The sequence below is a fragment of the Phytomonospora endophytica genome (assembly GCF_014202425.1).
Lineage (GTDB): Bacteria > Actinomycetota > Actinomycetes > Mycobacteriales > Micromonosporaceae > Phytomonospora > Phytomonospora endophytica.
The window spans coordinates 33,236-46,410 of record NZ_JACHGT010000020.1 but is presented as its reverse complement, the minus strand read 5'-3'; the positions used below and the strand labels follow the sequence as shown (position 1 = coordinate 46,410).

The 13,175-nt window shown below is 72.1% G+C and carries 12 protein-coding genes; 4 read left to right on the top strand and 8 right to left on the bottom strand.

The genetic code is table 11. The features are described from left to right. Window positions 1–8: 8 nt before the first annotated feature. Both HNR73_RS34390 and HNR73_RS34385 read left to right on the top strand, forming a co-directional pair. Complete coding sequence (locus HNR73_RS34390; RefSeq protein ID WP_184792222.1) at window positions 9–1,085, top strand: polymorphic toxin type 44 domain-containing protein; 1,077 nt, start codon at window positions 9–11, stop codon at window positions 1,083–1,085. Between the two features lie 361 nt (window positions 1,086–1,446). Then, window positions 1,447–2,697, top strand: coding sequence for an alpha-L-fucosidase (locus HNR73_RS34385; protein ID WP_221331275.1), 1,251 nt, complete (start codon window positions 1,447–1,449; stop codon window positions 2,695–2,697). A 3-nt stretch (window positions 2,698–2,700) separates the two neighbouring features. Here the strand turns inward: HNR73_RS34385 and HNR73_RS34380 are convergent, their stop codons facing one another. From HNR73_RS34380 to HNR73_RS34350, 7 genes are all read right to left on the bottom strand, one after another. Then, on the bottom strand, window positions 2,701–3,363 hold the full coding sequence (locus HNR73_RS34380; protein WP_184792221.1) for a hypothetical protein: 663 nt from the start codon (window positions 3,361–3,363) through the stop codon (window positions 2,701–2,703). Between the two features lie 16 nt (window positions 3,364–3,379). Next, window positions 3,380–3,892, bottom strand: a complete 513-nt coding sequence (locus HNR73_RS34375; protein WP_184792220.1) for an Asp23/Gls24 family envelope stress response protein — start codon at window positions 3,890–3,892, stop codon at window positions 3,380–3,382. Window positions 3,893–3,896: 4 nt separating this feature from the next. Beyond that, entirely contained in the window at window positions 3,897–4,220 is a 324-nt protein-coding gene (locus HNR73_RS34370) for a hypothetical protein (RefSeq protein ID WP_184792219.1), read from the bottom strand. After that, on the bottom strand, window positions 4,217–4,717 hold the full coding sequence (locus tag HNR73_RS34365) for an Asp23/Gls24 family envelope stress response protein (RefSeq protein ID WP_184792218.1): 501 nt from the start codon (window positions 4,715–4,717) through the stop codon (window positions 4,217–4,219). The genes HNR73_RS34370 and HNR73_RS34365 overlap by 4 nt, the downstream gene beginning before the upstream one ends. Before the next feature lie 26 nt (window positions 4,718–4,743). Then, window positions 4,744–4,938, bottom strand: a complete 195-nt coding sequence (locus HNR73_RS34360) for a DUF2273 domain-containing protein (RefSeq protein ID WP_184792217.1) — start codon at window positions 4,936–4,938, stop codon at window positions 4,744–4,746. An 88-nt stretch (window positions 4,939–5,026) separates the two neighbouring features. Beyond that, window positions 5,027–6,484, bottom strand: coding sequence for an SDR family oxidoreductase (locus HNR73_RS34355; protein WP_184792216.1), 1,458 nt, complete (start codon window positions 6,482–6,484; stop codon window positions 5,027–5,029). Window positions 6,485–6,493: 9 nt separating this feature from the next. Beyond that, a complete protein-coding gene (locus HNR73_RS34350; protein ID WP_203686367.1) occupies window positions 6,494–7,024 on the bottom strand; it encodes an ArsR/SmtB family transcription factor in 531 nt (176 codons plus the stop codon). Between the two features lie 65 nt (window positions 7,025–7,089). On the opposite strand from HNR73_RS34350, the gene HNR73_RS34345 reads away from it, so the two are divergent. After that, entirely contained in the window at window positions 7,090–9,045 is a 1,956-nt protein-coding gene (locus HNR73_RS34345) for a prolyl oligopeptidase family serine peptidase (RefSeq protein WP_184792215.1), read from the top strand. A 42-nt stretch (window positions 9,046–9,087) separates the two neighbouring features. Here HNR73_RS34345 and HNR73_RS34340 read toward each other — a convergent pair whose 3' ends face one another. Then, window positions 9,088–12,222 carry a S41 family peptidase gene (locus HNR73_RS34340; RefSeq protein ID WP_184792214.1) on the bottom strand — a complete coding sequence of 1,045 codons (3,135 nt, stop codon included), beginning with the start codon at window positions 12,220–12,222 and terminating at the stop codon, window positions 9,088–9,090. 133 nt (window positions 12,223–12,355) lie between these two features. Between HNR73_RS34340 and HNR73_RS34335 the strand changes: the two genes are divergently transcribed. Then, window positions 12,356–13,165 carry an Fpg/Nei family DNA glycosylase gene (locus tag HNR73_RS34335; RefSeq protein ID WP_184792213.1) on the top strand — a complete coding sequence of 270 codons (810 nt, stop codon included), beginning with the start codon at window positions 12,356–12,358 and terminating at the stop codon, window positions 13,163–13,165. The last annotated feature ends 10 nt before the right edge of the window (window positions 13,166–13,175 follow it).

The window sequence follows — 13,175 nt, the reverse complement described above, 5'->3', positions numbered from 1 at the left end:
CGGCCGGCATGGTGACCTGGAGCCAGTTACGCGGCGTCGACGTCGGCGGGATCGACGAGCGGGCGGCCGTCGCGCAGAAGCTGTCGGCGGAGATCCGCGGCTACACCGATCACATCGAGAGCGCCCACAAGGGTGTTCCGGCGGCGTGGGAGGGCGAGGACGCCGACGCGGCGGCGACGGCGATCGCCAACCGCGCCAACGACTACAACCAGGCCGCGCACGCCTACCGGATGACGGCCTCGGCACTGTCGAGTTTCACCACGACGATCCGGCACGCGCAGCGCCTCGCCGACGAGGGCGAGCACTGGGCGGCGAAGGCGGGTTATCGCGTCGACGACGCCGGGACGCTGATCCCGGTACGGCCGGTGCCGTTCGGCAGCGGGATGCTGGGGATGGCGAGGGGTGCGGTCCGGCAGGCTCTTGACCTGGCGCGGCAGGCCGATTCGCGGCTGGCCTCGGAGCTGGCGGCGATCGTGCTGCCGTCGGCGCCCGGCCAGGTGCGTCCGTCGACGATGAGCCCGACGCAGTTCGACGAGATCGCCGCCTACATCGCCGATGAGATGAAGCGCAACGCGCAGAGCCCGGAGGCCGCCGACATCCGGCATTGGAACACGGCGGTGATCCCGGTGGTGGCGAAGGCGAAGTTCTGGGACATGGTCGCGACGGGGCATCCGTGGGATCACAAGTGGCAGATCGCCCAGAAGTGGGGGATGGACACCGGGAACCTGAACTCGCTGTACACGTGGGTGGACGAGAAGAACGCGAACCTGCGCTACGACGTCTGGTCGAACGTCCACTATGGATACGTGGGCCGGCACGCGGGTTTCGGCGAGCAGACGCTGCTCGACTCGGCGAACGCGACCTGGCTGCCGGGCACCGGCGGACAGCTCGACGCCGCCGACGACGTGGCGATCCGCATCGGGTACGACTTGTACAACCGTTATCCGCCGGATCAGATCACGCCGGACGTGGTGAAGCGGTCGATCATGGACGCGTGGCCCCGCTTCGAGGCGGCGACGGCGTCGCAACGCCTGGCGAACGAGGCGGCGGGGAAGGACCCGGGGCGGTTCCTGGTGATCGAGTAGGGCGAGCCTCGCTCCGCTCACCCACGGACGCCGGGAACCAAGCCGCAGCCTCGCCCACGAGCGCGCGCCCGCTTCGCAGCTCCCGCACGCCGGGAACCCCACACCGGCGGCGGACCGAGCCCGATCCCATACCCCCCAGGCGGTTTCGATCGCGCCCGCTTCGCAGCTCCCGCACGCCGGGAACCCCACACCGGCGGCGGACCGAGCCCCATCCCATACCCCCCAGGCGGTTTCGATCGCGCCCGCTTCGCAGCTCCCGCACGCCGGGAACCCCGCACCGGCGGCGGGCCGAGCCCGATCCCATACCCCTCAGGCGGTTTCGTTCGCGCCGCCAAAGCAAGCAGAGTATCCTCCGTCGATCATGAGCATCTCCCCCACCTCCCACCAGCTCGCGTGGCAGCGCGCCGGTTTCGGCGTCTTCTGCCATTTCGGCGTCAACACCTTCCACGGCCGTGAGTGGAGCGACGGCACCCTCCCCGCCGCCTCCTTCGCACCGACGGCCTTCGACGCGCGACGGTGGGCTGACGCCGCGGCGGAGGCCGGTGCGCGCTATCTCGTCGTGACGGCGAAGCACCATGACGGTTTCTGTCTGTGGCCGACGGCGACAACGGACTATTCGGTCCGGTCTTCGCCGTGGCGGGGTGGGCGTGGTGATGTCGTCGGGGAGGTCGCGGAGGCGTGCCGGGCGGCGGGGATCGGTTTCGGCGTGTACGTGTCGCCGTGGGACCGCAACGCGTCCTGTTACGGCGATCCGGCTGCCTACGACGACTTCTACGTCCGGCAGTTGACGGAGTTGTGCACCGGCTACGGCGAGCTGTTCGAGATCTGGTTCGACGGCGCCGGTTCGGAGGGCCGGGTCTATGACTGGGACCGCTTCATGGGCGTCGTCGCGGAGCATCAGCCGGGCGCGATGGTGTTCAACATGGGCCGTCCGACGATTCGCTGGGTCGGCAACGAGGACGGTCTGGCCGCCGATCCGGTGCGTTATGCCGTGGCCCATACGGAGAAGTCGATGTTCACCGGTGAGGTCGACACGCTCGGCGCGGCGACGTATCTGCCGCCGGAGTGCGATGTCCCGATCCGCGGGGACTGGTTCTGGCAACCCGATGACGCGCACACGCTGAAGAGTCTGCGCCATCTGATGGCGATCCACTACCGCTCGATCGGGCTGGGCGCGGGTCTGCTCCTCAACGTCGGGCCGGACCGGCGGGGTCTCTTCGACGACGCCGACGCGGCTCGTCTCGCGGAGTTCGGCGCGGAGGTCCGCAGGCGCTTCGGTTCGCCGGTGGAGGCGGTGCTGAGCGTCGAGGGCGACGTGGTCGTCGCGCGGTTCGCGGCGCCGGTGGCCTTGGACCATGTCGAGTTGCGCGAGGATCTGGCCGAGGGGCAGCGGATCTTCGCCCACGAGATCTTCGCCGACGGCGTCGCGGTGGTGAGCGGCGGGACGGTCGGCGTGCGGCGGTTGCACGCGGTGGGAAGCCGGACGGTGCGCGAGTTGCGGATCCGGCTCGACGCGGGCCGGCTGGAGTCGGTCGCGGCCCACGTGACGGGCGTGGAGCGACCGGAGGAACCGGAGGAGCAGCCCGAGCGGCCGCCCGGGAAGATCATGTAGCGGTCAGCGCACGCGCGACGAGCCTTCGCCGGTATCGGGCCGGACGGTCACGTCGAGGCGGTCTACGCGCAGTCCGGTGGTCTCACCGAAGCGGGCCAGGACGGTGTCGAGCTGTTCGCGGGCGTCGGCGACGCGGGCCTCGGGCTTGAGGTCGAGCCGGATCCACGCGACCGGGTCGGGCGCGTCGCCGGTCAGCGCGACGCTGGCCTTGCGCACGGACGGTCCGGCGGCCACGTCGCGTTCGAGGGCACGGGTGATCCCACCGGCGCGGACCTTCGTGCGCCCGACGGCGGGCGTGATCACGGCGGTCGCGACCCCGCCTTTGACGTCGAGGGCGGCGTAGTCGGTCGGCTCCGAGGGCATGACGGGTGTCTCGGTGGTGCGCTCGAAGACGACGTCGCTCATGCCCGCCTCGCCCCGGCGGCGCAGTTGCGCGCGCAGGAGCAGCAGGCCGACCAGCGCGACGATGACACCGGCGGCCATGACGATCGGCAGGCTCCAGGACCCGCCCCGCCGCCACAGGTCGAGCACCTGCGGGCCGAGCAGTGGCGTGTCGGCGCCGAAGCGCGGGAGGAGATCGAAGTGGACGAGCACTCCGCTGACGCCGGCGGCGGTCAGCAGGACGCCGATCACGGTCCACCAGGCCCTGTTCGCGGCATCGGTCACCGGTGCTCCTCCCCCGTCATGCGACCCGCTTGGGCCGCGTCAGCCGCACCCGGACCGGACCCGAAGGCGCCGACATGCGCGCCAGTTCGCCGCGCACGGCCTCCTCCACTTCCGCCTTGGCCTCGGGCGCGGCGGTAGCGCGCATGTCGAGCCGCCAGCCTTTGCCCAGTCGCGCGTGGGAGCGGCTGACACCGGGCACGCGGTCGACGGCGCCGGCGAGACCGAGTTCGGCCGAACGCCGCCGCACGTACCAGCCTTCGGCGCCCTCGACGGGCAGCCGCTCGGGCCGCCACGGCCGCAGTTGCGCGAAGATCACCAGCAGGCCGAGGACGGCCACCCCGATCGCGATCGCGAGGACGACGCGGTCGGCGAAGGTGACCGTCGTGAGCGTGTCGTACCAGCTCCGCAGCGGTATCAGGATCGGCGGACGGCCCGCGGCGACCATGACGCCCTCGGCGGTGACGAGTAGCCCACCGACCAACAGCGCGAGGGCCAGCAGCAGGGCGACGAGCCGGTTGGCGACACGCATCGCCTCACCCCCCCTTGGGGCGCGGCAGGTTCGCCAGGTCGAGGTCGGCGACGGTGACCGCGACGGGCCGGCCGTCCTGCTCGGCGGCCAGCCGCTCGGTGACCAGCGCGCGGACCTTCTCGGCGACCGGCTCGACCGGGACCCGGTCGACCGCGACGTGGACTTCGACGACGTCGCCCGACAGGCGCAGCCCGGCGACGCGGCCGCCCGCGAAGTGCGTGGCGACCTCGACCGGTGAACTCGACACGAGCCTGGTCACACCCGGGACTTTCACGATGGCGTCGTGGAGCTCCTTGGCGAAGGCACCACGGTCATGGGCGTGCGTCACTGGACCCGCGGCTCCTTGTCGTCGTCTTCGTCGTCGCCTTCGACGAACACGTCGTCGACGTTGATGTTGACCTCGACGACCTTGAGCCCGGTCATCTCCTCGACGCGGTCGATGACGTTGCGCCGGACGGCGTCGGTGACGTCGACGATGCTCTGGCCGTACCAGGTGACGATGTCGAGGTCCACGGCCGCTTCGAGCTGCCCGACCTCGACCGACACGCCCTGGCCGAGCGATTCGCCGCTCCCGGGGACGATGGCGCGCAGCTGACCCATCCGGCGCGACAGGCCCGAGCCCATCGAGTGCACGCCGGGGATCTCGCGGGCGGCGAGGCCGGCGATCTTCTCGACGACGCCGTCGGCGATGCGGGTCTTGCCGTTCTCGGTCTCCATCTGGGTGCGGCCCTGTTCGGCCGCGGGCCGTTTCGCGCCGGTCTTCGACGGTGAGGTGTCGCGTTTGGCGTCCTCGCGGGCGGCTGTGCTGGTGGCCGTGTCGGCCATGGTCTGCCTCCTGGCGTAGTGGATCGTCAGCGCGACTTGGTGCCGCTGGGCGTGAACCTGCCGACCAGTTCGTTGACATCGACGTCGCCGTCGAGGACCCGGCCGATGAAGAACCCGATGCCGCCGACGATGAGCGCGCCGATGGCCGGGCCGATGCCCGCGAGTGCCCACAGGCCGACGAACAGGAAGCCCGCCAGGAAACCGAACTGCTGCCGAGACATGGAGCGCCTCCCTCGTCTTGCGCCGGAACCGGGCGGGTCGGTCGGGACAAGGCTATCGGGGTCAATCAGGCGAATGGTTGCTTATCGACTATTTCGGTCGCTCGGCCGCCCGGCCGATGTTACGGGCCATGCCACCGAAGACGATCGCGTGGAAGGGCGCGACCGAGGCCCAGTACAGGTGCCCGGCGAGCCCTTTCGGCAGGAAGATCGCGCGCTGCTCGTAGCGGCTGCCGCCGGGCCGCGAGCGCACCCGCATCTCCAGCCACGCGCGCCCCGGCACGCGCATCTCGGCACGCAACCGGAGCAGTTCGCCCGGGACGATCTCCTCGACGCGCCAGAAGTCGAGGGCCTCGCCGAGACGCAGCCGGCGGGGATCGCGTCGCCCCCGGCGCAGGCCGACACCGCCGACGGCACGGTCGAGCCACCCGCGAACGGCCCATGCCAGCGGGAAGGAGTACCAGCCGCGCTCGCCGCCGACGGCCTCGACGACGTCCCACAGCGCCTCGGGCGGGGCGTCGACGTCGCGTCCGCGCATGTCGGTGTAGACCGTGCGGCCCGACCAGGCGGGGTCGCTCGGCAGGGGTTCGGCGGGCGCGCCGAGAACGGAGGCGTTGGTCCAGCTCGTCTCGACGGCCGCGTCGGCGATCCGGCGCAGCGCCAGCTCGACGGCGGTCTCGAAACCGGTGAGGCCCTCGGGCGGGTCGGGGACGTGGTCGGCGATGTCGTGTTCGGAGCACACGGCCTCGTGCACCAGGCTCTCGACGAGGGGCCTGGCGATCGCGTTGGGAACCGGTGTCACCAGCCCCACCCAGTACGAGGACAGCGTCGGTGTGAGCGCCCGGACCGGGAGCAGGACACGCGGCGGCAGGCCCGCGACCCGGGCGTAGCGGCGCATCATGGCGGCGTAGGTGAGTACGTCGGGGCCGCCGATGTCGAAGGCGCGGTTCACCTCCGGTGGGAAGGCCGCGGCCGCCGCGGTCAGGTAGTACAGGACGTCGCGGACGGCGATCGGCTGGACGCGGTTGCGCACCCAGCGGGGAGTGACCATGAGCGGCAGCCGCTCGGTGAGGTGCCGCAGCATCTCGAAGGACGCCGACCCGGAGCCGATGATGACCGCCGCCCGCAGCACCACCGCCGGGACGTCACCGCGCAGGAAGACCTCGGCGACCTCACCGCGCGAACGCAGGTGCGCCGAGATGTGCCGGCCGTGCGGGACCGGGCCGCCCAGGTACACGATCCGCCGCACTCCGGCCGCGCCGGCGGCCTCGGCGACGTTGGCCGCCGAGCGGCGGTCGACGTCGGCGAAGTCCTTGCGCCCCAGGGCGTGTACGAGGTAGTAGAGGACCTCGATACCGTCCAGGGCGTCGGCGAGGCCTTCGCCCGTGGCGACGTCACCGGTCGCGATCTCGACATCCAGGGCCCACGGGACGTCGCGCAGGCGGTCCGGGGAGCGGGTCAGGCAGCGCACTTCGTGGCCGGATTCGAGCAGGCGGGGGACGAGCCGTCCGCCGACGTAACCGGTGGCGCCCGTGACCAGGATCCGCATGCCCCATGATCACCCCTCGGGCGGATCCGGCACCACCGATTCGGTCATCGCGAAGGCGACCGCGGTGAGACTGACCCGTTCGGCGCCCTCGGCGTGCGGGGCGACGGCGGCGGCGTGGAAGCGCTCGATCGCGGCGAGCACGTCGTCGTGGGCGGCCTGGTAGGCCTCGGGTGTCATCCAGAGTTCGCCGTCGACGGTGAGCAGGGGGCGGTCGACGCGGTGGGCGGGGACGCGGTCGCGCACGGCCCCGCCGAGGCTCTGGACGAGCAGCGGCAGGCCGCCCTCGGCGGCCTGGTCGCTCAGGGGCGTGCCGCGGACGGTGGCGAACCGCCGCTCGCGGCCGCCGCGTTTGGCGCGGATCTCGACGAGTTCGACGTAACCGGCCTTGTCGAGGACCCGCAGGTGCTGCGTGGCCAGGCCGTGGCCGATGGACAGCTCGCGGGCGAGCTCGGCGGCCGACATCGGCCCGGCCCACATCAGCGACAGCATGCGCAGGCGGATCGGGTGGGCGAGGGCGCGCAGGCGCGGACTGGTCGGCACGTCCCCACTAAACCAGACGGGGGACCCTCTGGCCCTACACCCTAGCAATCGCTAGAGTGTTGATCATGCGTTACCCCGAGGCACGCCGGGACGACACCGCCGTGGAGCGCCACGGCCAGGTCGTCCCCGATCCCTACCGCTGGCTGGAGACCGACTCCCCCGCGACCGGCGCCTGGACGAAGGCGCAGGACGCGCTCGCCGAGGGCTACTTCGCGGGGCTGGCCGGGGAGCGTGCGGCCTGGCTGCGGCGGCTCGCCGAGCTGGAGCGGCCGACGGTGGGCACGCCGAAGGAGGGCGGCGGGCGGGTCTTCGTCACGCGCGGCCGTCCCGGCGCCGAACATCCCGTGCTCGTCGTGATCGAACCCGACGGGCGCGAACGCGTCGTGCTCGATCCGGCGGACCTGTCGGAGCGGGCGACGATGACCCTCGACGTGTACACGCCCTCACCGGACGGGCGGCTGCTCGCCTACCAGGTCTCCGACCGGGGCGACGACCGTTCCTTCCTGCACGTCCTCGACGTCGGGCGCGGTGAGACGCTCGGGCCGCCGGTGTGCACCGGCTGGGCCGCCGACGTCGCCTGGCTGCCCGACTCGCACGGGTTCGTCTACCAGCGGCCGTCCGCACCGCTGGTCCACGACGTGTGGCGGCACGAGATCGGCACGGGTTTCGACCGGGACGCGCTCGTGTTCGCCGATCCCGGAGTCACGGCGGCCGAGTACCGGCTCTCGCTGGATCCGGCGGGGTCGCGGCTGGCGGTGACGGTCGAGCACAGCTCCCTCCTGCGGACCGACGTGCACGTCGTGGACCTGCGCGACGGCGGCCGCACGACCGTCCAGTCCGGGCCGGACGTGCTGACCTACGCGCGTTTCGGGCCCGACGGGCGGCTGTACCTCCTCACCGCCGAAGGCGCTCCCCGGTGGCGGCTCGCCGAGGTCGGCGACGACGGGGCCTGGCGGGACGTGATCGCCGAAGGCGAGGACATCCTCTACGCCTTCGCCTTTCACGGACGGCGGATCCTGGCCGCCCATCGCCGTGACGTGGTGAGCGTCCTGAGCCTGCACGACCCTTCCGGCGCGCTCGCCCCGGTCGAACTTCCCCTGCCGGGCAGGGGAAGGCTCGATCTGGGCGGCGGGCTGGTCTACACCGACCACACCACGCCGCCGACGCTGCTGCGCCTTTCGGCGGACGGTCCGGTCGCGGTCGAGGAGACCGAGGCGGTCGCCGGGGTGTCGGTCGAGCAGTTGTTCGCGACCTCGGCCGACGGGACGCGGATCCCGTTCTTTCTACTGTCCCCTTCGGACGTTCCGGCCGGCCGGCGGCTGCCGACGATCGTGGAGGGCTACGGCGGGTGGAACGTGTCCTGGCCGCCGGAGTACCGGCCGACGTGGCTGGCGTGGGTGCTGGCGGGCGGCCGGTACGCGATGACGAATCTGCGCGGCGGCGGCGAGTACGGCGCCGCGTGGTTCGCCGCCGGAATGCGCGCGCACCAGCAGAACCCGGTCGACGACTTCATCGCCTGCGCGCGGCTGATCGTGGAGCGTGGTTCGGCGACCTCGGCGATGCTCGGTGCGAGTGGGGGCAGCAAGGGCGGGATCACCGTCGGGGCGGCGATCACGCAGGAGCCGGGGCTGTTCGCGGCGGCGGTGATGTCGGCGCCGATGCTCGACATGGTGCGCTTCGAGGAGCACGGCGAAGGAGCACAGTGGACGAACGGTTTCGGCAGCGCCGCCGATTCCGCGCAGTTCGCCTGGCTGCGGGACATCTCGCCGGTCGCGCGGGTCCGTGGAGGCGTGGAGTACCCCGACGCGCTGTTCACGATCTTCGACAACGACGCCCGCGTCCATCCCGCGCACGCCCGCAAGATGTGCGCGTCGCTCCAGCACGGGCGGCCGGAGACCGCCGGGCCGCTGCTGCTGCGGCGCCGGGGCGAGAGCGGTCACGGTGCCCGTTCGGCGAGCCGGGCGCGCGATCTGCACGCCGACCACCTGACCTTCTTCGCCGACCGCCTCGGCCTGTCCTGACGCACCGGGTGCCATCCGCTGTGGACGGCACCCGGTCGCGGGTCAGGGACGCGGCGGCAACGCCGGGCGGGTCTTCACCGGCAGTGGGGCCGCCCGGTGCTCGTAGGGCGGCCGCTTCTCCAGTTCGGTCAGGGCCAGTTCGATCGCGGTCTCCAGTTGCGGGTCGCGTCCGGCGGCGTAGTCCTGCGGGGTGCGCCAGACCTCCACATCCGGTGCCACACCGTGGTTTTCGACGCTCCAGTAGGCCTCATCGAAGGAGATCGCCATCATCGGGGTGAAGGTGGTCGAGCCGTCGACCAGCCGCTGGAGACGCGTGCTGCCGATAACGCCTCCCCACGTGCGGGCGCCGACCAGCGGGCCGAGACCCATCAGCCGGAAGGCCTGCGCGAACATGTCGCCGTCGGAGCCGCAGTACTCGTTGACGAGACCCACCAGCGGCCCGCGCGGCGATTCGAGCGGGTAGGGCTGAGTACGGCCGTGCCGCCAGTGGGTCTGACCGACCCTGCGGCGGGCGAGTTTCTCCAGCACCAGCGGGGACAGGTGGCCGCCGGAGTTGTTCCGGGCGTCGACGATCAGGCCCTCGCGGTCGAACTCGGCGAGGTAGTCGCGCATGAAGTAGCCGAAACCGTTCGGGAACATCCCCGGCACGCTGACGTACCCGACGCGCCCGCCGGTCGCCTCGTGGACCCTGCGCCGGTTCGCGGCGACCGCGTCGCTGTAGCGCCCGGCGTACTCCTCACCGACCGGTGTGACCACGACGTCCCGCGAGCCGTCGGGCCCGCGCACGGTCAGCTCGACCGGTGCCCCGGCCTGGTTGACCAGCGCGGCGGCGGGCCCGTGGTCGGCATCGACGCCCACACCGTTCACGGCGAGGATCTCGTCCCCGTCGACGACGCCGGCCACGTGCAGCGGCGAGGTCGCCTCGGGGTTCCAGCGGTCGCCGCCCACGAGTGCCGACACCCGCCAGGTGCCGTTCTCGTCGTCTCGGACGAGGTCGGCGCCGAGCCGGCCGACGGAGCGCCGGTCGCCGGGCACCGGCGGCTCGAACTGGTGGTAGGTGTGCGAGGTGCCCAGTTCGGCGTGGAACTCCAGGATCAGGTCCCCGAGTTCCCGGCGTGTGGCCACTGTGGACAGCAGCGGCTCGTACTCGGCGTAGACACCATCCCAGTCCACACCGGACATCTCCGCGGTCCAGAAGTGGTCGCGCAGTCCGCGCCAGGACTCGCGCATGATCTGCCGCCACTCGTCCGCGAGCCGCACCGACAGCTTGACCCGGCTCAGATCGAGGCGGCCCTCCTCGCCCGACGGCGCCTTGCCCGCGGGCAGCACACGCCACTCGTCGCCGGAGCGGTGGATGGAGGTCGACCGGTCGGCGCTCAGCCACACGTCGGCGACGTTCTCGGCGACCGTGCTCAGCTCACCGCTCGCGAAGTCGAGGACCTGGAGGGTGTCGGTGACCCGGCCCGGCGGCTTACGCCGGTCGAGCTGCTCACTGGAGACACCCGAGAGCAGCAGGGCCCGGCCACCGGGGAGGCCGAGGACGCGCTTGTAGCGGCCGTCGGGAACCGGGAAGCGGTGGATCCGCTCGGCGATCCCTTCCAGGACAACGCCTTCGCCCTCGCGCTCCCCCGCCTCGAAGGGCGAACCGAGGCCCGGGCGCAGCGCGAGGGCGTACGGCCGCGAACCCTTGGCGAAACCGACGTCGAGGTGCAGCGAGTCGTAGGTGCCGTTGAAGTCGCGGAAGCCGATGAAGTAGAGGTAGTGGCCCTCGGGATCGAACTCCGGCCGGAAGTCGTGCAGGACGCGCTCGGCGGCCGTGGCCCACTCACCGGTCTCCACGTTGCGCAACCGGATCGACGAGCGCGGCTCGCCCTCCGGTTCGGTGCCCGCGTCCGGGTGGCGGTAGGCGATCCAGACACCGTCGGGCGAGAAGACCGGGTCCAGCAGGGGCCCGTGCGGGCTGGTGTCGAGGACCCGCGAAGTACCGGCGGCGAGGTCGACGAGGATCAGCTCGTAACGCTGGTTCACCACCACGGCAAGGGAACCGTCGGGCGAGACGGCGTACTCGACGACCGCTCCCAGATCCAGCCCGTGGCGGCGCTCGCCGTCCTCGCCGAGGACGAACAGCCGCTCCTCCGGGCCGGCGTCGCTCACCAGGCCGATCACGCGCTCGCCGTCGAGATGGCGCACCATGCGGTAGCGGGCGGTCGCGGTCTCACCGCGGCGCCGGACCGGACCCTTCGCGGGGGCGAACGCGAAGAGCTTGCCCCGGGTCGCGAGCGTGACCCGCGAGCCGTCGGGCGACAGGGCCGCGGACTCGGCGAACTCGGCCGCGGAGACGAAGGTGTCGGCGAAGGGCAGGGACGGCCGCTCGACATCGACCTCGACGCGGCGGGGCCGCGAGTCGGGGGCCGCGGAGTCGAGGACGTACAGACCGGTTCCGGCGTGATAGACGAGAGTCTCGCCGTCGGTGGAGAGGTTGCGGGCGTAGAAGCCGTCGTGATCGCTGTGGCGGCGCAGGTCACCGGTGTCGAAGGCGACGCTGTAGACGTTGCCGGTGCCCTCGTGGTCGGAGAGGAAGAACAGGCGGCCGTGCGCGACGCGGGGACCGGCGAGATTGCCGTTGAGCTCGGCGAGGATCCGGCGGTACTCGCCGGTGCCGTGCTCGTCCCACCAGATCTGGCCCTGAGTGCCGCCCTTGTAACGCTTCCAGTGCGCCGGGTCGGTCCAGTGGCGGTACACAAAGGACGGTTCGCCGGGGCCACCCCCGACGGCCATGCCGGAGCCCTCCGGCAGGCGAAGCGGCCCGCCGAAGGGAGCGTGGGCGGGCACCTCCCAGAGCAGCGGTTCCCGCACCGACCCGGCCGTCGAGCCGTAGCGGACGACGCGGCCGTCGGGCGACCAGGACACCGAGAACACGAACTCGCCCTGCCAGGTCAACCGCGTGGAGCGGCCGGTGGCGAACTCCATGACGTGGACCTCGGGAGCACCGTGCGCGGCACTGATGTAGGCGAGGTGGGCACCGTCGGGCGAGAAGGCGGGGAACGCGGCCGCCGCACCCGAGGTGAGCCGCGTCGCGCGGCCCCCGGACACCGGGACCGACCACAGGTCGTCCTGGGCGACGAAGACGACCGTGTCGCCGGAGACAGTGGGAAAACGGGCGTACGGGATCGACATGGACAAGCCTCCGTGGGTGGGAGCCATAGATCACGCGGAACCTGAAACCTAACCCCGGCGGGCGGGCGCCCGCAGCCCTGTTTCGGCGGCGGGGCAGGATGGAGCGTCTCCCGGAGCGCAGAACGGAGCCCCCATGCCCGAAGGCCACATCATCCACCGCCTGGCCGGTGCCTACGGCGAGCGCTTCGCCGGGCGGAAGGTCCGGGTGACCAGTCCGCAGGGGCGGTTCGCGGAGAGCGCGAAGCTGCTGGACCGGCGGGTGATGGAGGGCGCCGACGCCTATGGGAAGCACCTGTTCCTGGGTTTCGGTCCGCGCGGCTGGGTGCGGGTCCATCTCGGGCTGTACGGGAAGGTCGCCTTCGCGCCGGGGAGCGGTGGGGAGGTCGTCGGGCAGGTGCGGTTGCGGCTGGCCAACGCCGACTGGTTCGCCGATCTGCGCGGGCCGGCGGCCTGTGAGCTGATCGGGGAGGGTGAGCGGGCGGCGGTCCTCGACCGGCTCGGGCCGGATCCGCTGCGAGCGGACGCCGATCCGGAGCGGGCGTGGCGGCGGGTGTCGAGGTCGCGGACGAGCATCGCCGCGCTGCTGCTGAACCAGGAGATCGTGGCGGGTGTCGGGAACATCTACCGCGCCGAGGTGCTGTTCCGGCACGGCATCGACCCGTATCGCGAGGGCCGGGCGGTCACCCGCGCGGAGTGGGACGCGATCTGGGCCGACCTGGTCGCGCTGATGCGCCTGGGCGTCGAGGCGAAACGGATCGACACCGTCCGCCCGGAGCACCTGCCCGAGGCGATGGGCCGGCCGCCGCGCGTCGACGACCACGGCGGTGAGGTGTACGTCTACCGCCGGGCTTCGCTGCCGTGCCACGTGTGCGGGAGCTCGGTGTCGCAGGCCGCGCTGGCGGGGCGGAACCTGTTCTGGTGCCCGGTCTGCCAGAAGGCATAGATCTTCTTCG